Source organism: Erwinia sp. S38 (assembly GCF_016624545.1).
Classification (GTDB): domain Bacteria; phylum Pseudomonadota; class Gammaproteobacteria; order Enterobacterales; family Enterobacteriaceae; genus Erwinia; species Erwinia coffeiphila.
Genome location: NZ_JACVTS010000009.1, coordinates 88,691 through 114,335, shown reverse-complemented (window position 1 = coordinate 114,335; position 25,645 = coordinate 88,691). Strand labels below are relative to the sequence as shown.

Annotated in this window: 15 protein-coding genes and 1 pseudogene; 15 read left to right on the top strand and 1 reads right to left on the bottom strand. The window is 56.0% G+C overall.

Going from position 1 to position 25,645, the window contains the following annotated elements:
• Window positions 1-25: 25 nt before the first annotated feature.
• Complete coding sequence (locus IBT46_RS12230; protein ID WP_200545878.1) at window positions 26-607, bottom strand: HD domain-containing protein; 582 nt, start codon at window positions 605-607, stop codon at window positions 26-28.
• Between the two features lie 255 nt (window positions 608-862).
• Between IBT46_RS12230 and eptB the strand changes: the two genes are divergently transcribed.
• The 15 genes and pseudogenes from eptB to IBT46_RS12155 all read left to right on the top strand — a co-directional run bounded on the left by eptB (window position 863) and on the right by IBT46_RS12155 (window position 25,439).
• Window positions 863-2,563 carry a kdo(2)-lipid A phosphoethanolamine 7''-transferase gene (gene eptB / locus IBT46_RS12225; protein WP_200545877.1) on the top strand — a complete coding sequence of 567 codons (1,701 nt, stop codon included), beginning with the start codon at window positions 863-865 and terminating at the stop codon, window positions 2,561-2,563.
• 1,083 nt (window positions 2,564-3,646) lie between these two features.
• A pseudogene (gene dppA / locus IBT46_RS12220) lies at window positions 3,647-5,257 on the top strand (dipeptide ABC transporter periplasmic-binding protein DppA).
• Window positions 5,258-5,453: 196 nt separating this feature from the next.
• A complete protein-coding gene (dppB, locus tag IBT46_RS12215) occupies window positions 5,454-6,473 on the top strand; it encodes a dipeptide ABC transporter permease DppB (RefSeq protein WP_200545876.1) in 1,020 nt (339 codons plus the stop codon).
• A 9-nt stretch (window positions 6,474-6,482) separates the two neighbouring features.
• The gene (gene dppC / locus IBT46_RS12210; RefSeq protein ID WP_105593687.1) at window positions 6,483-7,385 is read left to right on the top strand and encodes a dipeptide ABC transporter permease DppC; all 903 of its coding nucleotides are present in this window, start codon (window positions 6,483-6,485) and stop codon (window positions 7,383-7,385) included.
• 8 nt (window positions 7,386-7,393) lie between these two features.
• Entirely contained in the window at window positions 7,394-8,380 is a 987-nt protein-coding gene (gene dppD, locus IBT46_RS12205; RefSeq protein ID WP_105593688.1) for a dipeptide ABC transporter ATP-binding protein, read from the top strand.
• The gene (gene dppF / locus IBT46_RS12200) at window positions 8,370-9,374 is read left to right on the top strand and encodes a dipeptide ABC transporter ATP-binding subunit DppF (protein ID WP_123334543.1); all 1,005 of its coding nucleotides are present in this window, start codon (window positions 8,370-8,372) and stop codon (window positions 9,372-9,374) included. The genes dppD and dppF overlap by 11 nt, the downstream gene beginning before the upstream one ends.
• 425 nt (window positions 9,375-9,799) lie before the next feature.
• Window positions 9,800-10,810, top strand: a complete 1,011-nt coding sequence (gene bcsO, locus IBT46_RS27295; protein WP_234480094.1) for a cellulose biosynthesis protein BcsO — start codon at window positions 9,800-9,802, stop codon at window positions 10,808-10,810.
• The gene (gene bcsQ, locus IBT46_RS12190; protein WP_105593690.1) at window positions 10,801-11,598 is read left to right on the top strand and encodes a cellulose biosynthesis protein BcsQ; all 798 of its coding nucleotides are present in this window, start codon (window positions 10,801-10,803) and stop codon (window positions 11,596-11,598) included. The genes bcsO and bcsQ overlap by 10 nt, the downstream gene beginning before the upstream one ends.
• A gap of 90 nt (window positions 11,599-11,688) precedes the next feature.
• On the top strand, window positions 11,689-13,788 hold the full coding sequence (gene bcsA / locus IBT46_RS12185) for a UDP-forming cellulose synthase catalytic subunit (RefSeq protein ID WP_200545875.1): 2,100 nt from the start codon (window positions 11,689-11,691) through the stop codon (window positions 13,786-13,788).
• Entirely contained in the window at window positions 13,785-16,277 is a 2,493-nt protein-coding gene (bcsB, locus tag IBT46_RS12180; RefSeq protein WP_200545874.1) for a cellulose biosynthesis cyclic di-GMP-binding regulatory protein BcsB, read from the top strand. Before bcsA ends, bcsB begins: the two co-directional genes overlap by 4 nt.
• On the top strand, window positions 16,277-20,320 hold the full coding sequence (locus tag IBT46_RS12175; RefSeq protein ID WP_200545938.1) for a cellulose biosynthesis protein BcsC: 4,044 nt from the start codon (window positions 16,277-16,279) through the stop codon (window positions 20,318-20,320). Before bcsB ends, IBT46_RS12175 begins: the two co-directional genes overlap by 1 nt.
• Before the next feature lie 2 nt (window positions 20,321-20,322).
• Window positions 20,323-20,787 carry a cellulose biosynthesis protein BcsD gene (gene bcsD, locus IBT46_RS12170; RefSeq protein ID WP_200545873.1) on the top strand — a complete coding sequence of 155 codons (465 nt, stop codon included), beginning with the start codon at window positions 20,323-20,325 and terminating at the stop codon, window positions 20,785-20,787.
• A gap of 8 nt (window positions 20,788-20,795) precedes the next feature.
• A complete protein-coding gene (locus IBT46_RS12165; protein WP_105593694.1) occupies window positions 20,796-21,803 on the top strand; it encodes a glycosyl hydrolase family 8 in 1,008 nt (335 codons plus the stop codon).
• A 175-nt stretch (window positions 21,804-21,978) separates the two neighbouring features.
• On the top strand, window positions 21,979-24,003 hold the full coding sequence (hmsP, locus tag IBT46_RS12160; protein WP_200545872.1) for a biofilm formation regulator HmsP: 2,025 nt from the start codon (window positions 21,979-21,981) through the stop codon (window positions 24,001-24,003).
• Window positions 24,004-24,152: 149 nt separating this feature from the next.
• Window positions 24,153-25,439, top strand: a complete 1,287-nt coding sequence (locus IBT46_RS12155) for a dicarboxylate/amino acid:cation symporter (protein WP_200545871.1) — start codon at window positions 24,153-24,155, stop codon at window positions 25,437-25,439.
• The last annotated feature ends 206 nt before the right edge of the window (window positions 25,440-25,645 follow it).

Here is a 25,645-nt window from a genome sequence, read left to right as displayed (position 1 = left end):
ATCTGTGTCCGCTGGTTATCAATACTTATCGATATTTCGCTTCCTGAAGAGCAAACCAGTCGTCGGAAACATTGTAAGGTGGCTGGCCGAGCTGATGGATACCCTGTTCAATAATTCGATTGGCGGACTGCCATAGCGTTTGATCTCCAGCGGTCAGTAAGGCTATCTGCACGCGCTTTTCAACCAGATAGATACGGGCGAAATGCGGATCGAAATGAATAATAGAACGAGTATTGTCGATAATGTCGGCCAGCTTAATCGTCTGGGCATCCGGTGACGCCTCAGCCGTATGACGAAAGTGAGCGACTTTTCGCGCGGCACGGTTCTGGCCGGGAATATTTCCGCTGTTTGTGAGCATAGAAACCAGAGAAGCGACCCGTTCACCAAAACGCGCTTTAATATCACCGAGTGTGCCGGGAGTATCTTCAACGGTATCATGCAGCCAGGCGGCAGCCAGCATTTCTTCATCATCACTGACGCTGCGAACCAGTTCCACTACCGCTTCGGGGTGGACGATATAGGGTTCATCGGTATACTTGCGTCTCTGTCCAGCCGCCGCATGCGCTTTAGTGGCATACCGCCGGGCACGTTCTTCGAGTGTATGCATGGTGATTTTCCCCGATTGACTTCGAAAGAGGCGATTGTATCGGCTGAATTGTTAGTTAACAGAATGCCATCACTCAGCATGATTAACGATCGGCCATGGTCATCTGTATCGGCATTTATGCTGTAAGAATAGTTTGTTTATAAAAGGGAATTTAGGTTTATAGGTTTTTTCCGAACTCTCTGACAGCACCAGGGTCTGATAAATGTTCAGAATGTGTATAGAAATTGTTTAGGTCATGCCAGGACTAAAATCCCAATGAATTATATTAGAATGCTTACCCAGCAAAAGTCATCTCTGATGCTGGCCGTTTATATCGGTATTTTCTTAAATATTTCAGTATTTTACCGACGCTTTGATCCTCTGTTCTCCAGTTTTAAACCCATGCAGTGGCTCTCCGCACTGGCGGAAGTGACCGCAGCGGTTCTGCTCACTTTCTTCCTGATGCGCCTGCTGTCGCTGGGTGGGAAATGGTTCTATCGCGTTACCGCGACCCTGCTGGTGCTGATATCCGTTTCGGCCAGCTATTACATGACCTTCTTCAACGTGGTTATTGGTTATGGGATTGTCGCGTCGGTCATGACTACCGACGTTGATTTGTCGAAAGAGGTCGTGGGATATCACTTTATTCTGTGGATGGTGCTGGTCAGCATCGTGCCGCTGGTGCTGATCTGGACCAATAAACAACGAATGACGCTGCTGGAACAAATCAAAACCCCAGGCCAGCGTATTAAACCGCTGCTGGCGCTGCTGCTGGCCGTCGCTCTGGTCTGGCTGCCGATTCGCTATTTCGATAAGCTGCAAAGCGCCAACGAGAAACTGACCAATATTGACCTGCCAAGCTACGGTGGCGTCGTGGCTCACTCTTATCTGCCGTCAAACTGGCTTTCCGCGCTGGGGCTGTTTGCCTATACCAGCTACGATGAAAAGATGGAGCATGATGACCTGCTCGATCCGGCGAAGAAGTTTAGCTACGTTGCGCCGCCTGCGGGTCTGGACGACACCTACGTGGTATTTGTGATCGGTGAAACCACGCGCTGGGACCACATGGGCCTGTTGGGCTATGAGCGAGATACCACACCGAAACTCTCCCATGAAAAAAATCTGGTCGCCTTCCGTGGCGAATCCTGTGATACCGCCACCAAGCTTTCCCTGCGCTGCATGTTCGTTCGCGAGGGCGGTACCATGGATAACCCGGGACGCACGCTGAAAGAACAGAACGTCTTCGCCGTGCTGAAAGAGTTAGGATTCAGCTCTGAGCTGTTCGCTATGCAGAGTGAGGTATGGTTCTACAACAATACCGACGCCGACAACTATGTTTTCCGCGAGCAGATTGGCTCCGAGCAGCGTAATCAGGGCAAGTCGGTGGATGACATGCTGCTGATCCCGGAGCTGAAGGCATCAATCGATCGCCATCCACAGGGGAAACATCTGGTGGTGCTGCACACCAAAGGCTCCCATTATCTTTACTCGCAGCGTTACCCACGTGAGTACGCGCGCTATCAGCCGGAATGCATGGGGGTGGATGACACATGCAGTAAAGCCATGCTGATTAACGCTTTCGACAACTCGGTGCTGTATACCGATACGGTACTGGACAGCGTGTTCGACCAGCTGCGCGATAAGAAAGCCATCGTGTTTTACGCCTCGGATCACGGTGAATCCATCAGCGACAACATGCACCTGCACGGCACGCCGCGCAATATGGCCCCACCGGAGCAGTTCCGCGTGCCGATGATTGTCTGGGCGTCGGACAAGTATCTGGCTGATGCCAACAACAAAAGTGCATTTGAACGCCTGCAGGAGCAGCAACACGCGGGCAAAACGCATCGCCATGTAGAGCTGTTCGATACCATTATGGGTTGCCTGGGCTATACCTCACCCAACGGCGGTATTAAGCAGGCGAATAACTGGTGTGCCGACCCGAAAGCAGTAGCAGAGGGCAGTACGGCAAAATAAGCCCCTCTGGCTTAGGTTACCCAAAACTCAATCACGTCGACGGACCGGCGTGGTGCTGGCTTTCATCGATTTGCAGCTTAATCGGGTAGGAGAACATCCTGCCCGTTACTACCCCCACACCTGAATACCCTGCCAGTAAAACCGCCAGATCGACCTTTCCCCCAGTACGCCACCCCCAATTCAAATACCAGGCCGACATTTAAAACAAACGACGCTAAATCCGCAGAGCGGGCGGGTTCCGGCTCTGAACCGGCAATCCACAGCGCTGAACGAAGCGAGGAAGCCAGGATTTGGCCGCATGGACGCGGCCAAAAGCCGCAGCCGGGCCAGGACGGCCCGTCTGCGGCGGTCCGACAGGCTGACGAACGGCGTGAGGGAACCACGCAGCGCGTGGCGCGAGGACCAGCCGATCAGAGCCGGGACCCGCCCGCGAACGCCACTACCGTTACAGGCAAGAAGTCACCGACAATCTCCCCACCCCCAACATAAAACTCTACTGTTGCAAAATTATCCACCGTTTCAACCCGCATTAAGTCCGACATAAAAACAACCTAACATCATGTTATACATAAAAATAAAAGCTTAATTCGCGACGAATTATGTTGATGTCCGATTCACGTTAAACGACGATTTTTCACCGGGCCGTTGCAGCATATTTATCTATAAGATAGCCATATGGATAATTTTATCGCGCCACAGACGGGGTTATTCGGTTTATTTTAAAGGTTTTTTCTCAACGCGATCCGCTGGATATCAGCATCGTATTTAGCGATTAATCTGGTTTTGTGACGAAGTCATAAGTTTTTAATCCGCAAAATAGAGCTAATTGTTTTTTTAATATTTGCATGCGGTTTCTCACACTCTGCGTAAATACACTACGATTGTATTGACGTTCCTTGAAACTGTTGACAAATTGAAACCCCAGCACAAAAGGTAAGGAGATTTGTCTGAAGGTTTCTCAATCGTATGGAAACCGCAAACTCCGCTCCCAGGACTGACGCCGCAAGGCATTACGCCAGACCACACAAAAAAATTATCGGTCGGCACGCAACACACAACATCACATCACTATTGGAGCTAAGCATGAGTATTTCCCTGACTAAATCCGGGATGCTGAAGGTCGGTTTCAGCGCGATCGCACTAATGATGGCCGCCAGCGTACAGGCGAAAACCCTGGTTTATTGTTCTGAAGGATCGCCGGAAGGGTTTAACCCTCAGCTGTTTACTTCCGGTACCACCTACGATGCCAGCTCGCGCCAGATTTATAACCGTCTGGTGGAATTCACCATCGGTACCACCGAACTGCACCCGGCTCTGGCGGAAAAATGGGATGTCAGTGAAGATGGCAAAACTTATACCTTCCATCTGCGTAAGGGCGTGAAGTGGCAAACGACCAAAGACTTTAAGCCGACGCGTGACTTTAACGCCGACGATGTGGTCTTCACATTCGAACGCCAGCTGGATAAAAACAACAAGTATCACGGCGTTTCCGGCGGCAGCTACGAATACTTTGAAGGCATGGATATGCCTAACCTGATCAGCAAAATTGAGTAGGTTGATGACAACACCGTACGTTTCGTTCTGACCCGCCCCGAATCGCCGTTCCTCGCCGACCTGGGAATGGACTTTGCCTCTATTCTGTCTGCGGAATATGCCGACAACATGCTGAAAGCGGGCACGCCGGAAAAAGTCGATCTTAACCCGGTCGGTACCGGTCCGTTCCAGCTGCAGCAGTACCAGAAAGATTCACGCATTCTCTATAAAGCCAACGCGGAATACTGGGGCGAGAAGCCGAAGATTGACCGCCTGGTGTTCTCCATCACCCCTGATGCATCGGTGCGCTACGCCAAGCTGCAGAAAGGCGAATGCCAGGTGATGCCGTATCCAAATCCTGCTGACATCGCCAGCATGAAGAAGGACACCAAAATCAACCTGATGGAGCAGCCGGGTCTGAACGTCGGCTATCTGTCGTTTAACGTTGAGAAAAAGCCGCTGGATAACCTGAAAGTTCGCCAGGCGCTGACCATGGCGGTGAACAAGCAGGCGATCATCGACGCGGTTTACCAGGGTGCAGGACAGGCGGCGAAAAACCTGATCCCACCAACCATGTGGGGCTACAACGACGCCGTGAAGGACTACGCCTACGACCCGGAAAAAGCCAAAGCGCTGCTGAAAGAAGCTGGCATGGCCGATGGCTTTGCCATCGATCTGTGGGCAATGCCGGTACAGCGTCCATATAACCCGAACGCTCGCCGCATGGCGGAAATGATCCAGAGCGACTGGGCGAAGATTGGCGTGAAGGCCAAGATCGTCACCTATGAGTGGGGCGAGTATCTGAAGCGCGCGAAAGCCGGTGAACACCAGACCGTGATGATGGGCTGGACCGGTGATAACGGAGATCCGGATAACTTCTTTGCCACCCTGTTCAGCTGTGCGGCAGCCAAAGACGGTTCGAACTATTCACGCTGGTGTGACAAATCGTTTGAAGATTTGATTCAGCCTGCCCGTGCGACTGAGGATCACAACAAGCGTATCGAACTGTACAAGCAGGCTCAGGTGGTGATGCATGACCAGGCTCCGGCACTGATCATTGCCCACTCAACCGTGTATGAGCCAGTGAGCAAAAAAGTGTCCAACTACGTGGTTGATCCACTGGGCGGACACTACTTTGCCCAGGTTGATATCGCCGAGTAACGAACCCGATGAGGGGTTGAAGAGCCGCATCGGTGGCTGTTCAACCCCTTTCGATGTTTCGAAGCCCGCTTAATCCTTGTTTATTCAGGTCAAGGCGCAGTTCGCTGCGTCGTGGCCGGGTCTACCCGGCTACAAGATGTGAGCAATAATAATCCCGCAGGCTAAGACCGGCGGGAAACAGAAGAGAGTACGGAATATGCTGCAGTTCATACTCCGACGGCTGGGACTCGTTATCCCAACGTTTATTGGTATCACCCTGTTAACTTTCGCGTTTGTCCACATGATCCCCGGCGACCCGGTGCTGATTATGGCAGGTGAACGCGGGATCTCCGCTGAACGTCACGCTCAGCTGCTGGCCCAGCTTGGTCTGGATAAGCCACTCTGGCAGCAATACTTCACCTATGTCTGGAACGTGCTGCACGGCGATTTAGGTATGTCGCTGAAAAGCCGCATTCCGGTATGGGACGAATTTGTTCCGCGCTTCAAAGCGACAATGGAACTGGGCATCTGCGCCATGCTGTTTGCGGTGATCGTTGGTATCCCCGTTGGCGTGCTGGCCGCGGTTAAACGCGGTTCAATTTTCGATCATACCGCGGTGGGTATCTCCCTGACCGGTTATTCCATGCCGATTTTCTGGTGGGGCATGATGCTGATCATGCTGGTTTCGGTGCAGCTCAACCTGACCCCGGTGTCCGGGCGCATCAGCGATACGGTCTTCCTCGACGACACGCTGCCGCTGACCGGCTTTATGCTGATCGACACCCTGATCTGGGGCGAGCCGGGCGACTTTATTGATGCCGTGATGCATATGATCCTGCCTGCCGTGGTGCTGGGCACCATTCCGCTGGCGGTGATTGTGCGTATGACCCGTTCGGCGATGCTGGAAGTGCTGGGCGAGGATTATATCCGCACCGCGCGCGCCAAAGGGCTGACCCCGATGCGGGTGATTATCGTCCACGCGCTGCGCAACGCGATGCTGCCGGTGGTCACGGTGATCGGCCTGCAGGTCGGCACGCTGCTGGCCGGTGCAATCCTGACCGAAACCATCTTCTCCTGGCCAGGCCTGGGTCGCTGGTTGATCGACGCACTCCAGCGCCGCGATTATCCGGTCGTCCAGGGCGGCGTGCTGATGGTTGCCACGCTGATTATCCTCGTTAACCTGCTGGTCGACGTGCTTTACGGCGTGGTCAATCCACGCATACGCCACAAGAAATAAGGGGCCACTATGTCTGTTGTAGATCCGGGCAGCGTCCCTGCTGCACCCAAGCCGATGACCCCGTTACAGGAATTCTGGCACTACTTTAAGCGTAACAAAGGCGCGGTGATCGGCCTGGTTTACGTCGTCGTAATGATTTTAATCGCTATTTTTGCCAACGTTCTGGCACCGCATGCACCGGCAGAGCAGTTCCGCGACGCGCTGCTGCGCCCGCCGGCCTGGCAGGAAGGCGGTAGCTGGCAGTACCTTCTTGGTACGGATGATGTTGGCCGCGATGTTCTTTCCCGCCTGATGTACGGCGCACGCCTGTCGCTGCTGGTCGGCTGCCTGGTGGTGGTTCTGTCATTGATTATGGGCGTGGTCTTCGGCCTGATTGCCGGCTACGTCGGCGGTGCGATTGATGCGGCGATTATGCGCCTGGTCGATATCATGCTGGCACTGCCAAGCCTGCTGCTGGCGCTGGTGCTGGTGGCGATCTTTGGCCCGTCAATTGTCAACGCCTCGCTGGCGCTGACCTTTGTCGCCCTGCCGCACTATATCCGCCTGACCCGCGCGGCGGTACTGGTGGAAGTGACCCGTGACTACGTTACCGCCTCGCGCGTGGCGGGGGCAGGGGCGATGCGCCAGATGTTTATCAATATCTTACCGAACTGCCTGGCACCGCTGATCGTACAGGCGTCTCTTGGCTTTTCCAACGCGATCCTCGATATGGCCGCGCTGGGTTTCCTGGGTATGGGGGCGCAACCGCCTACGCCGGAGTGGGGCACCATGCTCTCCGACGTACTGCAGTATGCGCAAAGTGCCTGGTGGGTGGTCACCTTCCCCGGTGTTGCCATTCTGCTGACGGTACTGGCATTCAACCTGATGGGCGACGGTTTACGCGACGCTCTTGACCCGAAACTCAAACAGTAGGCAGCGAGATGGCACTATTAACTGTAGATAAACTCTCGGTGCATTTCGGTGACGAAAAAGCACCGTTCCGCGCCGTAGACCGCATCAGCTACCAGGTTGAACAGGGGCAGGTGGTCGGTATCGTCGGCGAGTCCGGCTCCGGTAAATCCGTCAGTTCACTGGCAATCATGGGGCTGATCGACTATCCCGGTAAGGTCATGGCAGATCAGCTGGTCTTCGATCAGCGCAACCTGCAGCAGATTTCCGAGAAAGAGCGCCGCCAGCTGGTGGGTTCGGAGGTCGCGATGATCTTCCAGGACCCGATGACCAGCCTGAACCCCTGCTACACCGTGGGCTACCAGATTATGGAAGCCATAAAGGTGCATCAGGGCGGTAATCGCCGTACCCGCCGCCAGCGCGCGATCGATCTGCTGAACCAGGTGGGTATCCCCGATCCGGCCTCCAGGCTGGATGTCTATCCACATCAGTTGTCGGGCGGCATGAGTCAACGCGTGATGATCGCGATGGCGATTGCCTGTCGACCTAAGCTGCTGATTGCCGATGAACCGACTACCGCGCTGGATGTGACCATTCAGGCGCAGATCATCGAGCTGCTGCTGGATCTGCAGCGCCAGGAAAATATGGCGCTGATCCTCATCACCCACGATCTGGCGCTGGTCGCCGAAGCCGCGCAGCACATCATTGTGATGTATGCCGGGCAGGTGGTGGAAACCGGTAAAGCGGTGGATATCTTTAAAGCACCGCGCCATCCCTACACCCAGGCTTTGCTGCGCGCACTGCCGGAATTTTCCACCGACAAGGCAAGACTGGCCTCGCTGCCGGGCGTCGTGCCGGGTAAATATGACCGGCCCAACGGCTGTCTGCTGAATCCACGCTGCCCGTACGCCACCAACCGCTGCCGATCGGAAGAACCGCCGCTGCGCGATCTTGCAGGGCGTCAGTCCAAATGCCATTTCCCACTGGATGATGCCGGGAGACCTACTTATGAAGCCTGAAGGAACGAATCCGACCCTGCTGATGCAGGCGATCGATCTGAAGAAACATTACCCGGTTAAAAAAGGCCTGTTTGGCCAGGAACGACTGGTGAAAGCGCTGGACGGCGTATCGTTTAACCTCGAACGCGGTAAAACGCTGGCGGTGGTGGGGGAGTCCGGCTGTGGTAAATCCACCCTGGGCCGCCTTCTGACGATGATTGAAACGCCGACCGAAGGCCAGCTGTTCTATCAGGGACAGGACCTGCTGAAGCACGACCCGCAGGCGCAGCAGATGCGGCGGCAGAAGATTCAAATTGTCTTCCAGAACCCGTATGGCTCGCTCAACCCGCGTAAAAAAGTCAGCCAGATCCTGGAAGAGCCGCTGGTAATCAATACCAACCTGACTAAAGCCGAGCGCCGGGAGAAAACCCTGGCGATGATGGCGAAAGTGGGCTTGAAAACGGAGCACTACGATCGCTATCCGCATATGTTCTCGGGCGGCCAGCGCCAGCGTATTGCTATTGCCCGTGGCCTGATGCTTGACCCGGACGTGCTGATTGCCGATGAACCGGTCTCCGCGCTGGATGTGTCGGTCCGCGCGCAGGTCCTGAATCTGATGATGGACCTGCAGCAGGAGCTGGGGCTTTCCTACATCTTTATCTCTCACGATCTGTCGGTGGTAGAGCACATCGCCGATGAAGTAATGGTGATGTATCTGGGACGCTGCGTAGAGAAGGGAACCAAAGAGGAGATTTTCGCTAATCCGCGGCATCCTTATACTCAGGCGCTGCTTTCCGCCACGCCGCGTCTTAACCCGGACGATCGGCGCGAGCGTATCAAACTGACCGGCGAGCTGCCCAGCCCGCTGAATCCACCGCCGGGATGTGCGTTTAACGCCCGCTGCCGTCGGCGGCTTGGCACCTGCACCCAGCTACAGCCGCAGCTAAAATCCTGGGGCGGTCAGCAGGTCGCCTGCTTCGCCGTTGAACAGGATGAGAGCGAACCGGCTGCCTGAAAACGGTCATAATGCAAAAGCGGAGATTAGCTCCGCTTTCTTTTTAACAACGCTGAAACTGTACCCACCTTAAACACTTAAGATAAGTAAAAGAGTCGTTTAATCGGAAGTCTCTTTTTTTTCCAATACTGAGAACGAGTTAACGGATAACCTTAATAATCCAAAGGAAAATTAAGGAAAAGAAGTTAATAACTATTTTTAAGCTATTTCAAGTTTGTGAAATGAAAGCCCTTAATCCAGTAAAATTATCCAGTTTAATAACATAGTCACTATTATGATAAGTGACGTTGGCAATAAATAATTTTGCTAGTAACCCGTTAATTTACTGATTGAAAATCAGTAAACTGCGCGCTGAGATTAATCTGACGATTTCAAAAAGAGTGTGTTATATTGCCGGGAAATCCTCCTTCTGCGCGATCGCTTCTATGAAAAGTTATGATGACTTGCAGCGTTTTAAAGAAAAGACGCAAACAAACCACATCGAATTCAAAGATATGTCCGAGCAGTCACTCCATTCTGACAGCTCAAACTGGGCCATTATCAAGCAGTTGCTCAGTGATGGTACCGACCCGGTGCTGGATAAGAGTCAGAGGATTGATGTTGTTGCACCTCAGCCTATCGATCCGTCGGTGCTGCTGGCTCCGCCGGTAGCCGCTGCGCCCGCACAACCGTTGCCGTCATTCTCCGCGTTGGAGGACCGCACGCCATCGGTGGGCGCATCGTTATTCGATAGCATTTCATCATCGCTGAAGCCAGGCACGCCGCCTGAAGCATCCGCACCCGTTACGCCGCAGCCGGAAGTTCCGCCTGTTGCACCAGCGAAACCAGCGGTACAGCTGACCAAAGTCGCCGATCTGCGTCCGGAGTCTGTTGCTCAGGCGTCAGGCTCGCTGTTCGATCAGCTGGCGAAGTCACAGCCAAACACTGCGCAGAAAAAGCCTGATGCTCCGCTTGAGCAGCCCACTGCGCCGCAGCTCAACGCGCTGTTACAACAGCAGCCGGAGCCAACACAGCCGAACGCTCAGCCCCTGCTGCAATCAGGCTTCCCGCTGCCGCCTCCGCCTGTACAGCCACAGCTGAATGCACTGCTGCAGTCGCCGCCGGTAGCGCCACCGCCTCAGCAGGTTGCCGCACCGCAGTATCAGCCGCATCCGCAGCAGGTGCCGCCACAGTATCAGCCACAGCAGGTTGTGCAGCAGCCGTACTATGCGTCCCAGCAGGTTTCGCCGCAACCGCTGTATCAGTCGCAGCCGCCAGCAACCTCGCCGCTTTTTGCCAGTAGCCAGGCGATACAGCCGCACGCGCAGCCTGCGGCAACATCTTCAAATATCAGCTATAAACAGTTATTCAGCCCGGCACACGGCTCGGCTGAACAGATCGTTTCTAAAGAGATGCCATTACAATCCCTGCTGGAGAAAATTGCCTCATGCCGTTAGTTTGCGTCTGTTCCCCTAAAGGCGGTGTGGGTAAAACCACCATGGCAGCCAACCTTGCACACGCGCTTGCCCGCAACGGTAGCAAAGTGCTGGCGATCGATTTTGACGTGCAGAATGCGCTGCGTCTGCATTTTGGTGTACCGCTGTCGGACGGACGCGGCTTTGTTGCCAAATCTGCCGAATCTTCCGACTGGAGCCAGTCCATTCTCACCACCGGCGGGAACATCTTTGTTCTGCCTTACGGTGATGTAACCGAACAGCAGCGTATGCAGTTCGAAGATAATCTGACCCACGATCCGAACTTTATTATCCGGGGCCTGAACACCGTACTGAACTATCCCGGTCTGGTGATTATCGCTGATTTCCCTCCGGGCCCTGGCCCGGCGCTGAAAGCCATGGCGGCACTGGCCGATATGCACCTGGTGGTGATGCTGGCCGACACGGCTTCGCTGTCGCTGCTGCCGCAGGTGGAAAATGAAAAACTGATTGGCAGCGCCCTGAATCATCGTAAAGGCCACTATTTTGTGCTGAACCAGAGCGACAGTCGCCGCAATATCAGCCGCGATGTGACGCTGTTTATGCAGCAGCGCCTGGGCGACAGGCTTATCGGTGTAGTAAACCGTGATGAAAGCGTGGCTGAAGCCAACGCCTCACAGCAGTCTATTTTTGATTTCAGTTCCGTATCCGCTGCCGCATTCGATATCGAGCTGATCGGTAAACGTCTTTCCGCGCTGCTTGATATTAAAGTCGGCGACGGCGAGATGCATGCGCCGCTTCAGTCTCGCTAGAGCGGGTCACAGGAACCTGGCACGGATGCCTGAAGACGCGTGGTGAAATGCGCCACGAAGAATTATACCCACACGTGTTCAGGATGACTTATGAATAAAGTCCTGTTTTATCTGCTCTTACTCATCTTACTGCCCGTTGCGGCGGTAATCGTTATCACCCCGATGGATAGCCAGAAACAATATACCTTTGGTCTGATTTCCATCGGTATTGTGTTCCTGCTGGGCTTTATTAAGAGCAAGCCGGTCTCGCTGATCATGGTATTTCTTTCCGCGATCATGTCGACCCGCTATATATACTGGCGCGCTACCGAAACCCTGCACTTCAATTCCGAAGTGGAAGCGATTCTGGGTATCGGCCTGTTTATCGCCGAACTCTACGTCTGGCTGATTTTAATTCTCGGCTACCTGCAGACCTCCTGGCCGCTTAAACGCACGATTGAACCGCTGCCCGATGATATTTCACTCTGGCCGACGGTGGACGTTTACGTTCCCAGCTATAACGAAAGCCTTGATGTGGTTCGCGACACCGTGCTGGCCGCACAGTGTATCGACTACCCGCGCGACAAGCTGAAGATCTACCTACTGGATGACGGCAAGCGCAGCGAATTTGCCCGCTTCGCCGCCGACGTCGGCGTGGGTTATATCACCCGCGACGACAACCGCCACGCCAAGGCCGGTAACCTGAACCACGCGATGAAAATCACCAAGGGTGAACTGATTACCGTCTTTGACTGTGACCACGTAGCCACCCGCACCTTCCTGCAGGCCACCGTGGGTGCCTTCCTGAAAGATGACAAGCTGGCGCTGCTGCAAACGCCGCACTATTTCTACTCGCCGGACCCGTTTGAACGTAACCTGAAAGCCGCTCGCGAAATCCCTAACGAAGGCGCGCTGTTCTACGGCCCGGTACAGCAGGGTAACGATAACTGGAACGCAACGTTCTTCTGCGGTTCCTGTGCCGTTATTCGTCGTTCCGCGCTGGAAGAGATCAATGGTTTTGCGGTGGAAACCGTGACCGAAGATGCGCACACCGCATTAAAAATGCAGCGACTGGGCTGGGGTTCCGCGTTTCTGGCCATCCCGCTGGCCGCCGGTCTGGCTACCGAGCGCCTGGGTCTGCATATCGTTCAGCGTACCCGCTGGGCGCGCGGCATGACGCAGATTTTCCGCGTGGACAACCCGCTGCTGGGCCGTGGCCTGAAGTGGCAGCAGCGCCTGTGCTACCTCAACGCCATGCTGCACTTCCAGTTCGGTCTGCCGCGCGTGGTGTTCCTGACGGCGCCGCTGGCCTACCTGCTGTTTAACCTGAACATTATTCACTCATCGGCCAGCCTGATCTTCGCCTACGTGCTGCCGCACCTGGTGCTGTCGCTGTACGTGAACTCCCGTATGAATGGCCGTTTCCGCGCCACCTTCTGGGGTGAAATTTACGAAACGGTGATGGCATTCCACCTGGTGATCCCGACGTTGCTGACGATGATTTCGCCGAAGCACGGTAAGTTTAACGTAACGGATAAAGGCGGCCTGCTGGACGTCGGCTTCTTCGACTTCAACATCGTACGCCCACACGTGATCTGTGCCCTGCTGCTGGCAGCCGGGGTGATCAGCGGCATCGTACGCGCCACCGCTCACGACTACTTCGGCGTAGACCCTTACGTTATTGCGCTGAACGTCGGCTGGGCCACCTTCAGCCTGGTGATACTGATGGCGGCGATTGCCGTGGCGCGCGAAACCAAGCAGGTACGTAAAACCATTCGTATCGACGTGAATATCCCGGCAATTGTGCACTATGCCAGCGGTATCTCCTCACGCTGCCACACCATCAACCTGTCGATGGGCGGCGCACAGCTGACCGCTCCGGATCAGCGCTTCGAGAATGATGAAATTGAAGAGATCGAACTGATGCTGCACTCCGGCGCTATCTCGATTCCGGTTCATCTGATCAGCGCTGATTCCGGCGTGCTGCGCTTCCAGTTTAAGGATATTCCGCTGTCGCGCCGCCGTGAGCTGGTGCGCGTGGTGCTGTCCCGCGCCGATGCCTGGCTGAAACCGGAAGGGCCAAAAGATAATCCGCTGCGCTCGCTGGTGAATATCATTCGTACAGTATTCGAACTGTTCTGGCTGACCTGGAAAGATCGCCGCGCGAATAAAAAGCGCCGTATGCATGCTGAGAAGGATGGAGTGGCATGAAGCAATTGATACTTCGCGCACTGTGCCTGAGTACTGCGCTGACACTGAGCAACCTCAACGCCGCAGATACGGCCAACAACAATTCGCAGTTTGGCAACTTACTGAATAACTTTGTTCCTGCCAACCAGGGTAACGGCGCAGAAGCTGAAGAGAACGATCAGCCCGCTGCGGCATCAGACAATCCAGCACCGGCAACGGGCGCGGAAAACGGCTTGCCTGCGGGCAACGAACCTGCGCTGCCGCCGGGATCGGTGGCCGAGCTGCCGGGGCTGCCTCCGCTTCCTGCACCGCCTGCTAATACCTCACCGATGGTCTCCCTGAATCAGCCGCTCTCCAGCACGGTGACGGTTGCACAGATGGGCCAGCCGCAGGGCGTGCTGCTGACCGGTGGCCAGCTGCAGTCCGGTATCACCTTTACGCTGCCGGGCGATGAAGTGATCACCAATGCGCGTCTGAATCTGTCGCTGAAGGTCTCTTCCGCGCTGGCGGCGCGTAATACCTCGCTGCAGCTGATGATGAACGGTCAGCCTCTGGGTACACTGCCGCTGAGCGCGTCGGATAAAGAAAGTGAAGACTATCAGTTGGATATCCCCGCGGCGATGGTGGTCTCAAACAACAACCTGAGCTTCAAAATTAACGATGCTGACCAGCTCCTGTGCGAGCGCGACAGCGAAGATCAGTACCAGGTGACGATCCTGCCAACGACCACGCTGTCGCTGGAAGGTCAGCAGCTGAACATCGGCACCAGTCTGAGCAATTTCCCGCGGCCGTTCCTCGATCCGCTGCGGATGAACTCCTCCAGCGTCGCTATGGCGTTTGGCGAAAATATTCAGCCGGGCGAAGTCAGCGCGGCGGCAATCCTGGCGTCGTGGCTGGGCATTCAGGCGGACTACCGTGGGATTACCTTCCCGGTGCTGCGCGGCCAGCTGCCGGAGAAAAACGGCGTGGTGTTCGGCCACCCGGGTGAAGTGATTTCCAGCCTGACGCTGCCGGAAACCAGCGTGCCGCTGGTGAAAATCGTCGATAACCCGGACAACCCGGTCTACAAGCTGCTGCTGGTCGTCGGTAAAGACGACCTGCAACTGCGCCAGGCGGCAACCCGTCTGTTACAGCCAATGAAGGTAGACAGCGCCCAGCTGGAAGTAGGTCAGCAAACGCTGCCGCTGCGTAAACCTTATGACGCTCCGCGCTGGATTAATACCGAGCGCCCGGTTCGCCTGAGCGAGCTGCTGCGCCAGGATCAGAACCTGACTGCCAACGGCATCTGGCATGACGCGCTGCGGGTTAACTTCCGCGCGGCACCGGATCTGTTCCTGTGGGACGGCGATACGCTGCCGCTGCAGCTGAACTATCGTTTCCCGTCTGAAAACTGGATTGATGAAGATAACTCCGTTCTTAACGTCACCCTGAACGGCACCTTCCTGCGTAATCTGACGGTCAATAAACTCGGGCTGTTGGAAAATATCTGGCACCGCCTGGGCGGCGACGCACGCCAGGAGAAATACACGCTGAAACTGGACCCGTATCTGATTTACGGTGATAACCAGCTGCAGCTCTATTTCAATATCAAACCGAAGGCCAACGCACCTTGTAGCGTTCTGACCAACAACAATATTAAGAGCCGAATCGAAGAAGACTCCTCGATCGATCTGAGCCACACGCGCCACTTCGCGATGCTGCCGAACCTCTCCTACTTCGTCGGTGCCTCGTTCCCGTTCTCGCGTCTGGCTGACTATTCTCAGACCGTACTGATGCTGCCTGAGAAGCCGGCTAATGCCGAAATCAGCGCGCTGTTAAACATGGCCGGACGTTCCGGTAATGCCACCGGCGTAGCGCTGGCCTACAACAACGTGGTGTTCGGCGTACCTGGCGGCGGAGCCATGCGCGAACGTCTGGAAAACAGCGATGTCCTGGCGGTGTCCACGCTCGGTCAAACTGCTTTCAACGAGTCGATTCTGGCCGCTTCACCGTATGAAGTTCACGGCCATACGCTGGGCGTGAAAGTGCAGGGAACGCTGGAAAAACTGCGCAGCTGGCTGACCGGCGACTGGTCACGGCAATCACTGGATGCCGACCGCTATCTGTCTTCTAACGAAGACTGGCGTGGGTTTGTCAGCTATCGCTCGCCGTGGAACGGCAGCCGTCTGGTGGTGATGACCATCGCGACCGACGACGATCAGCTGAACCGCCTGAGCAACGATTTAACCTTGCAGCGCATCAACGCCGGTATTCGCGGCGATACGGCTATCATTACGGATGAAACCGGTGTGCGCAGCTTCCGCGTTGGCGCCCAGTTCCCCAGCGGACAAATGCCGTGGTACATGATGGTGGTCTGGTATGCCAACCAGCACTCCGTTCTGATGGCCCTTGTGGCACTGCTGTGTTCGACATTAGTGGGATTAAGTACCTACGTGCTGCTGAAACGCCACTCATGGCGTCGCCTGCATCCACCGAAATCATCCCGTTCCTCTGGCGAGAAAAAAGAATGATGAAAACACAACTCACACAGTTAAGCGCCAGAATTCGCCATCGCTGGATGATCGGCGGCAGCCTTGCGCTGTCGGTCATCTCCTTCCCGCTGATGGCGGCTGATAACAACCCGGCCGTTCAGGCGCTTTTTGACCAGGCAAACTACTGGCATCAGAAATCGCACGACAATCTGGCGCGTGAAGCGTTACAGAAAGTGCTGATGGTGGACGGCAATAACACCCAGGCGATGTATCTGATGGCCCTGTGGTCGCAGCAGAACGGCGACACCGCAGGCATGACCAAATGGCGTACCAGGCTGAGTGAAGTGTCGCCGCAGGACCCGCGTCTGGTTGAGCTGGATAACGCCCGCCAGATGCAGTCGATTCCGGCAGCACAGCTGTCGCTGGCCCGCCAGCAGGCGCGCACCGGCAACACCGCCGCCGCGCTGCAAACCTGGCGCAACACGTTCAGCGGCAACCAGCCGCCTGCCAGCGTGGCGGCGGAATACTATCTGACGATGGCCGGTGACCGTAACATGCTGCCGCAGGCGATCGATAACCTGCGCCAGTTCAGCGCCCAGAACCCACAGGACAACGCCGCCAAACTGGCGCTGGCCAAAGCTCTGACCTATCAGGAATCCACCCGTCGTGAAGGCCTGCAGTCGCTGGAAACGATGGCTCCGGCGAATCCGGATGCCGACCGCTCGCTGCGCCAGGCGCTGCTGTGGCTGGGCCCGAAACCGACCGATGATGCGCTGTATCAGAACTACCAGCAGCGCCATCCGCAGGATACGGCGGTGATGGCCTACTACCGTAAAAACGTCGGTGGAGAAACCAAAGGTCAGGGCTTTAACGCACTGAACAGCGGCGACGTTTCCGGCGCGCAAAACGCATTCGACCAGGTACTTCAGGTTAACCCGGAAGATGCGGATGCGCTGGCCGGTCTGGGCTACGTTGCCCAGCGCAACGGCAATTATACTCAGGCCGCCGACTACCTTGAGCGTGCGGCCAAACTGGGCGGCAATAACAGCCAGCAGCGTCAGCAGCAGGCGGATGATGCCCGCTTCTATGGTCAGCTGGCTACCGCCCAGCAGGCGCTGAAATCCGGCAATACCGCACAGGCGCTGTCGCTCAGTGAGCCACTGACTCAGGCCGCCGGTGAAAAAGGCGTTTCCGCCAAACTGTTCCGTGGCGATGCGCTGCGCCGCAGCAACCAGCTCGATCAGGCGGAACAGACCTTCCGCAGCGTGCTGGCAACCGAGCCTGACAACCGCCCGGCGAAAGAAGGCCTGTTCTACGTGCTGCGTCAGCAGAATCGTACGGCGGAAGCCAATACGCTGTTGGCCTCACTGCCAGCCAGCGTTCGCGCTGCGGTCACGCCGCGCCCGGTCGCCACCAGCGATCCGGTGCGTAACGAGGCTAAGCAGGCGCTGGCCGCGGGTAACCCGCAGCGTGCGGTGTCGATCCTCCAGCAGGGGATGCAGCGCTTCCCGTCAGATCCGTGGCTGCGCCTCGATCTGGCGCGTATCTATGAGCAGCAGGGCAATTCGGCTCAGGCCGCAGGCGTCATGCAGCCCGCTTACCGCAACGGTGCCTCCAGCAACGAAGTTTACGCCGCCGCGCTGTTTGCCAGCGAAACGGGATCGTGGGCACAGGCCAACAGCCTGCTGTCGCGTATTCCGGCCCGCAGCCAGAACGCCGATATGCGCACGCTGGCACAGCGGGCCAGCTTTAATCAGCAGATGGATGTGGCAAAACAGTACCTGGCGCAGGGCAACAGTGCCGCCGCCGCCAATACGCTGAAAGTGCTGGCAGCCAACCCGCCGTCCAGCCCGTCCGATGCTGGTAATCTGGCGAAAGCCCTGGCCCAGGCGGGCGATATGAGCACCGCCGTGTCGGTAGTACGCGGCAACATGCGCCGTGGCGTGCAGGGCAATGCCGGGGACTATGCCGCACAGGCCGCCGTACTTGAGCAGGCAGGATTAGGTGCCGAGGCGCAGAGCTTCCTCAGCAGCCCGGAAATCCAGTCGCGCAGTACGCCAACTCAGCTGGCCGGTATTCGCAACGGCGGCGTGATCAATGAAGTCGACCGCCTGCGCGAGCAAAAACAGTACGCTGCGGCCTACGACAAACTGATTACCGCCCTGCAGAAAGATCCGCAGAACACCGACCTGATGTTTGCCATGGCGCGGCTCTATCAGTCCGGCAAAATGAACAAAGAAGCCGGCGTGGTCTATGACTACCTGATGACGCGCGATACGCCGAATCAGGATGCGCGTGAAGGCGCTATCAACGTGGCGCTGGCGCTGAACGATGTCCCACGCGCGCGCTCACTGAGTACCGGCCTGCGCGGTCAGCAGTCACCTGAGCGCCTGCTGCTGCTGGCTCGCGTGGCGAATGCCGACGGCGACCATAACGAAGCGCTGAGCTACCTGCGCACCGCACGTGGCAAGGTGATCGGGCTTTCGGGCGCCGATACCGGCAGCAGCGCGGGGATTGGCGGTCTGGCGATGTCAGACAACCCGTTTATCAACCGCACCACGCTGTCGCCGCGTCCTTCACCGTCTACCTACGGTAAAACCATGCCGTGGCAGCTGTCGCCGACCTATCGTGATTACCGCGATATTCCGGGCGCCACCTTCACCATGGGTAATGCACCGCTGTTAAGAGAAAACCAGACGCTGGCCCAGATTGATACCATGATGGCCGATCTGGAAAAAGACACCGGAACCTGGATGCAGGCCGGGGTACAGATCCGCAGCCGCGACGGCGAGAATGGTCTCAGTAAATTGACCGAAGCCAAAGCGCCGCTGACCTGGACCAGTTCACCGCTGGGCGATGCGCACTTTGACTTTACCGTTACGCCGATTAATCTCAGCGCAGGCAGCGCCAGCGGCGATGCCTATCGTCGCCTCGGCTCCGGCGCAACCGAACAGGCTATCGGTAACCTGGTCAGCACGATTGAGAGCGAGCAGACCTATCTCAGTGGCTTAAACGCGACCGACCTGGCGACGTTCAATACCACCAATCCGGGCGTTGCCACCGCGCTGACCGCGCTGGATGGTGTGAAATTCGAAGATTTAAACCCGCTGACTGCCACCGGGTTGAAAAACCTGACCAGCCTGAACAACAACACGGCGCTGAAAAACTATCTCATCGCCTCCACGCGTAAACCGAGCGTTGACAGTGCCAGTACCGGCACCAGCGACTCGCAGAACGCCAGCGGCGTTGAGCTGAACCTGGCGCTGACCGGCACCAGCTATAAGATCGACCTCGGCAGTACCCCGCTGGGCCAGGACTTGAGCACCATGGTCGGTGGCGTGAAGTGGGCACCGAAGCTGACCGACTACCTGACGCTGATCCTGACCGGGGAACGTCGTGCCGTCACCGACAGTCTGCTCTCCTATGTGGGCGTGCAGGATAAGCTCTCCGGCAGCAACTGGGGGCGGGTGACCAAAAACGGCGGTAACGCCCTGTTAAGCTATGACGACGGCGATGCCGGATTCTACGTCGGTGCAGGGGCATACAGCTATCTGGGTGAAAACGTGGCCAGCAACCAGAGCCTGGTCGCCAACGCCGGTGCCTACGTTCGTCCGTACCATTACGACGATCGCGAACTGAAAACCGGTATCAGCCTGAGCTGGATGGACTTCAAAAAGAACCTGAGCTACTACAGCTACGGTCAGGGCGGCTACTTCAGCCCGCAAAACTTCGTCAGCGTTGCCTTCCCGATCGACTACTCGCAAAGCTATGACGATCTGAGCGTGCGCATCGGCGGTTCGGCGGGTTATCAGGCCTATACCCAGGATCGCAGCGCCTATTATCCGAACAATCCTGAGTGGCAATCCGCGCTGGAATCAGCAGTTACTGCTGGTTTTGCGAAAGAAGCCTACTATTCCGGCGGCAGTAAGAGCGGAGTTGGCTATAATCTTCATGCGGGTGCGGATTACAAGATTAATAAAAATATCACCGTCGGTGGTCAGCTGGGTTATGACACCTTTGGTGAATATAACGAAAGCACGGCGCAACTTTATTTCCGTTACATGCTGGGAGGTAGTCAATAAGCATGAGCCAGTTACAGGATCGTACCCTGCAATATTATCGTCAGCAGCAGTGTCAGCCAGGCTGGTTTGACCTGCTGAGCGTGATGATCGGCGGCATGATGGGCAATGCCGGCGAGCGTGAAAGCCAGGCTTTCCTGCAGCAGATGGGGGACAGCCTCGCGGGCCGTTACCCGCTGGGTAAAGCGGCGACCGTTGGCGATTTGGAAAAGCAGATTAACCAGGTGCTGGCGCGCTTTAACTGGGGCTTTATCGACATTCAGCCTTCCGAAAGCGCAATGATTATTGAACATCTGGCGCTGCCTGTAGCAGATGGCGCACTGCCGCTGCATCAGTGGCATCTTGCTCTGAGCGCAGTATTGACCGGATTGTACGCCCGCTGGCTGCGTGAGCAGGGAGGATACGATCGCGTTTCACTGAGCGTGGAAGCGACCAGCGATGTTTCACTCCGCTTCCGCTATAAGGCCTGAGTGATACGATGATTGCGATGTTGAGGGCGACGGTAATTATGCTGGTAATGGCACTGGGATGTACCCAGGCCTTTGCTGCGGACGGCTGGGGCAGTTTTAAGACACGCTTTATGACCAGTGATGGTCGCATTCAGGACACCGGTAACAAAAACGTCAGCCACACGGAAGGGCAGGGCTACGCCATGCTGATGGCCGTGCAATACAACGACCGCACCAGTTTTGACAAGCTGTGGAACTGGACGCAAAACACGCTAAAAAACCCGAACAATGGCCTGTTCTACTGGCGCTATATTCCGACCCAGGCTGACCCGGTGGCGGATAAAAACAATGCCTCCGATGGTGATGTGCTTATTGCGTGGGCGCTACAGCAGGCAGGGGAAAAATGGCACGTTCAGGCCTACCTGAAAGCGTCAGACGCCATTCAGCGGGCCATTCTGGCACAGAACGTTATCCCGTTTGGCGGCTACACGGTGATGCTGCCGGGCGCGCAGGGCTTCAATAAAAACAGCTACGTGATCCTGAATCCTTCCTACTTTGTGTTTCCGGCATGGCGTGACTTTGCGCGGCGCAGCCATCTTCAGGTGTGGAATCAGCTGATTAGTGACGGGATGGAGCTGCTGGCGCAAATGCGGTTTGGCGATACGAATCTGCCGCTGGACTGGGTAGCACTGAACGCCGACGGCACCTTTGCCCCGGCCGCAGCCTGGCCGCCGCGCTTTAGCTATGATGCCATCCGCATCCCGCTCTATCTGCACTGGTACGACGCGCAGAATCCTCAACTGGTCCCATTCCAGCGCTTCTGGGGTGGTTTCCAGCGTCTGCAAACACCGGCATGGATCGATGTGTTAAGCGGCGAGAAAGCCCCGTACAATATGGCCGGTGGCCTGCTGTCGGTGCGCGATTTAACGCTGAATGAAACCGGTTATCTCAACGATGCGCTGAGCAGTAACGAAGATTACTACTCCTCCAGCCTGCATCTGCTGACCTGGCTGGCATTTCTGCAACAGCAGCAGTAACTGGCTCTCAGGAGCCAGTCGCCTTTCCGCGACGGAGAGGAAAACGATCGGAAAACGCTTAAACCGATAGTCGCAGAGCGTGATAGCTTAACAAGCGGTTGCCATAGGATATACTCAGGGCAGTTTTTTGCCTTATGCGCCATGAATCCGGGGATTCAGGCTTTGGAGAACAGGCTTGCGCGTCAGTCGTTCACTAACGATTAAGCAAATGGCAACGGTGTCGGGCGTTGCGGTCGTCACCATCTGCATCTTTATCGTTATACAGCTTTTCCACTTTGTGCAGCAGCGCAGAATTGACTACGCCCAGCAAATGGAAAATGTTGCCCATACGGTGCGCCAGCCGCTGTCTCAGGCGGTGCTGAAAGCGGATATCCCCCAGGCTGAATTCATCCTCAACTCCCTGCGACCGGCGGGAATCCTGGCGCGTGCCGAAGTGGTGCTGCCCAACGGCCTGCAGGCGCTGCATACCGATTTCGAGCCGGAAAAACCGGTACCGCAGTTTATCGCTACTCTGTTTGAACTGCCGGTGCAGATCACCGTGCCGCTCTACTCCGTGGAACCGGCGAATCCTAAACCGCTGGCGCTGCTGATCCTGCAGGCCGACTCCTGGCGGGTGTATCAGTTTATCCTCAGCGCCGTTGCAACCATGGTCACCACCTTCCTGCTGCTGGCCCTGATCCTCTCTGTCGCTATCAGCTGGTGTATCAATCGCCTGATCGTTCGCCCGGTGCGTAAAATCGCCCAGGATCTACAGGACCTCACGCCGCAGGAACTGCTGAACCACCAGCTGGCGCTGCCACGCTACCACCGCAACGATGAAATCGGCCTGCTGATCCGCAATTACAACCGTAACCAGCTAACGCTGGGGGCGATGAACGAGGACATCAGCCGACTGAGCACGCATTATTCGCTCACCGATCTGCCGAATAAAACCCTGTTCCTGGCGCTGCTGGAACAGCATTTGCGATCGGTGAAAGGCGGTGGTGTCTTCACCGTACTGGTGCTGCGCATTGAGACGCTGCTGGACGCCAACGGCATCGTCAGCGACAGCGAACGGGATGTGCTAACGCTTACGCTGGTGGATAAAATCCGCGGCTGCATTGATGAACAAACGGTGCTGGCGCAGCTGTCCAACTGTGACTTCGCTTTATTGGTCAAACAGGCGGATAACCCGTTCCGCGCGCTGCGGCTGGCGAACAGCCTGTTACAAACACTTAATCAACCGGTCAGTCTTCAGCATATGCAGCTGAGGCCCAACGTCAGCATCGGTATGGCGCAGCGAGCGGAAACCCGGCAGAACGCCACTGAGCTGATGGGGCGTGCCGTCTCTGCAATGATGTCCGCCCGCCATCAGGGCAAAAATCAGATCCTGTTCTTTGATTCTGAGCTGGCGGAAAAAGCCGAGAAGCGCCTGACCCAGGAATTCGACATTCTGCAAGGGATCGAAGAGGGTAAGTTTGCCCTCTGGCTCCAGCCGCAGATCGATATGCGCAGCGGCGAAGTGATTGGTGCAGAAGCCCTGCTGCGCATGCAGCAGCCGGACGGCAGCTGGTGCCTGCCGAGCGACCTGATTGTTAATGCAGAAGAGATCGGCGTGATTAATGCCCTTGGGCGCTGGGTCTTTGAGGAGTCCTGTCGCCTGCTGGCAGACTGGCAGCACCGGGGCATAGAGCTGACACTGAGCGTTAATCTGTCGCCGATTCAGCTGCGCGATGCCGATATGGTTACCCATCTGCGCGAACATATCGATCGGCATAACATTACTCCCGGCAGCCTGGTGCTGGAAATCACCGAAACCGCACAGGTAGGCGAGTCTGACCACGCGCTGCATCTGTTACAGGCGCTGCATGAGGCGGGGATTTCCGTCGCGCTGGATGATTTTGGTATGGGCTATGCCAATCTGAACTGGCTGAATCAGTTTAAATCCCTGCCGATCAGCAAAATTAAAATCGACCGCAGCTTTGTGTCTGCGCTGCCGGATGATGACACGATGGTGCGAATTGTGGCGTCGATAGCCGCTATCAGCAAGCTGGAAGTGGTGGCGGAAGGGATAGAAACCGAAGCACAGCGTGACTGGCTGCTGGCGCGTGATATCTATATCGGTCAGGGTTATCTCTATTCGGAACCTTTACCGCGAGGCCAGTTCGACCGTTATTATTTTTCCCTTGGAAAAGTGATAAATCACCGTGAAGAATGTTAATTTACCTGAGGTTATAGGAATCTTCTGCTGAAGTGATTCAGTTCATAAATTTGCGTTATGGCTGACCCCGTATTCCCTCCGGTTATATCAATCCCGTTACCCGGGTGTTATTTTCGCCCTATCGAATTCCCGCCGATAACGGATATTTTATGAAACTTTCCCTGTTTAAAAGCCTGTATTTTCAGGTACTGACCGCCATTGCTATCGGCGTTTTGCTGGGCCATTACTATCCCGAACTGGGTGCGCAAATGAAGCCCCTGGGTGACGGCTTCGTTAAGCTTATTAAGATGATTATTGCTCCGGTGATCTTCTGTACCGTGGTAACCGGTATTGCCGGTATGGAAAGCATGAAAGCCGTGGGCCGCACCGGCGCGGTCGCGCTGCTCTACTTTGAAGTGGTCAGCACTATCGCTCTTATCATCGGTCTGATCGTCGTCAACGTGATGCAGCCAGGTGCCGGGATGAACGTTGATCCTTCCACACTGGATGCGAAAGCCGTGGCGGTCTATGCCCAGCAGGCAGAACAGCAGGGCATTGTTGCCTTCCTGCTGGATGTGATACCCGGTAGCGTTATTGGCGCATTTGCCAGCGGTAATATTCTGCAGGTTCTGCTGTTCGCCGTGCTGTTTGGCTTTGCACTCCATCGCCTGGGCGATAAAGGTACGCTGGTATTCAACTTTATTGACAGCTTCTCGCGGGTTATTTTCGGCATCATCAATATGATTATGCGCCTCGCCCCAATTGGCGCATTCGGCGCAATGGCCTTTACCATCGGTAAATATGGCGTCGGTTCGCTGGTACAGCTGGGCCAGCTGATCGTTTGTTTCTATATCACCTGCGTGCTGTTTGTGGTCATCGTGCTGGGCTTAATTGCCCGCGTGGTCGGCTTTAATATCTTCAAGTTTATTGCCTATATCAAAGAAGAACTGCTGATCGTACTGGGTACCTCCTCCTCTGAATCGGCGCTGCCGCGCATGCTCGATAAAATGGAGAAGCTTGGCTGTAAAAAATCCGTCGTTGGGCTGGTGATCCCCACCGGCTACTCGTTCAACCTGGACGGGACATCGATCTATCTGACCATGGCGGCGGTATTTATTGCCCAGGCCACCAACAGTCATATGGATATTTTCCATCAGATTACCCTGCTGGTGGTGCTGCTGCTCTCTTCCAAAGGCGCCGCAGGCGTGACCGGCAGCGGCTTTATCGTGCTGGCAGCAACGCTATCCGCAGTAGGGCATCTTCCGGTCGCCGGTCTGGCGCTTATCCTCGGCATCGACCGCTTTATGTCGGAAGCCCGCGCCTTAACCAACCTGGTGGGTAACGGTGTGGCCACCGTAGTGGTGGCAAAATGGGTCGGCCAGCTGGATGAGAAACAGCTTAAATCGACGCTTAACGCCGGTAAGAGTCAAAAAAATCTCTCTGATAGCGCTAATTAAGCACTTAATTTATTAAAATTTCACTGAAATGCCCACCGCGACTTGCCCTCGCGGCGGGCATTTGCATAATAACCTCCAATGCTTTTTTTATGATTTTTTTCTACGCTGTGTGACATCCTCGCCGATGCGTGGTCTAACAAGCTGTTCCTTTAAAATACAGCGGCTTCCCAGGGGTTTTTGACCGGCTGAAACGTCGCGGGCAGCAG

Coding starts and splice junctions, on each gene's coding strand:
- IBT46_RS12230 (WP_200545878.1), bottom strand. CDS start 607: ATGCATACACTCGAAGAACGTGCCCGGCGGTATGCCACTAAAGCGCAT.
- eptB (WP_200545877.1), top strand. CDS start 863: ATGAATTATATTAGAATGCTTACCCAGCAAAAGTCATCTCTGATGCTG.
- dppB (WP_200545876.1), top strand. CDS start 5,454: ATGCTGCAGTTCATACTCCGACGGCTGGGACTCGTTATCCCAACGTTT.
- dppC (WP_105593687.1), top strand. CDS start 6,483: ATGTCTGTTGTAGATCCGGGCAGCGTCCCTGCTGCACCCAAGCCGATG.
- dppD (WP_105593688.1), top strand. CDS start 7,394: ATGGCACTATTAACTGTAGATAAACTCTCGGTGCATTTCGGTGACGAA.
- dppF (WP_123334543.1), top strand. CDS start 8,370: ATGAAGCCTGAAGGAACGAATCCGACCCTGCTGATGCAGGCGATCGAT.
- bcsO (WP_234480094.1), top strand. CDS start 9,800: ATGAAAAGTTATGATGACTTGCAGCGTTTTAAAGAAAAGACGCAAACA.
- bcsQ (WP_105593690.1), top strand. CDS start 10,801: ATGCCGTTAGTTTGCGTCTGTTCCCCTAAAGGCGGTGTGGGTAAAACC.
- bcsA (WP_200545875.1), top strand. CDS start 11,689: ATGAATAAAGTCCTGTTTTATCTGCTCTTACTCATCTTACTGCCCGTT.
- bcsB (WP_200545874.1), top strand. CDS start 13,785: ATGAAGCAATTGATACTTCGCGCACTGTGCCTGAGTACTGCGCTGACA.
- IBT46_RS12175 (WP_200545938.1), top strand. CDS start 16,277: ATGAAAACACAACTCACACAGTTAAGCGCCAGAATTCGCCATCGCTGG.
- bcsD (WP_200545873.1), top strand. CDS start 20,323: ATGAGCCAGTTACAGGATCGTACCCTGCAATATTATCGTCAGCAGCAG.
- IBT46_RS12165 (WP_105593694.1), top strand. CDS start 20,796: ATGATTGCGATGTTGAGGGCGACGGTAATTATGCTGGTAATGGCACTG.
- IBT46_RS12155 (WP_200545871.1), top strand. CDS start 24,153: ATGAAACTTTCCCTGTTTAAAAGCCTGTATTTTCAGGTACTGACCGCC.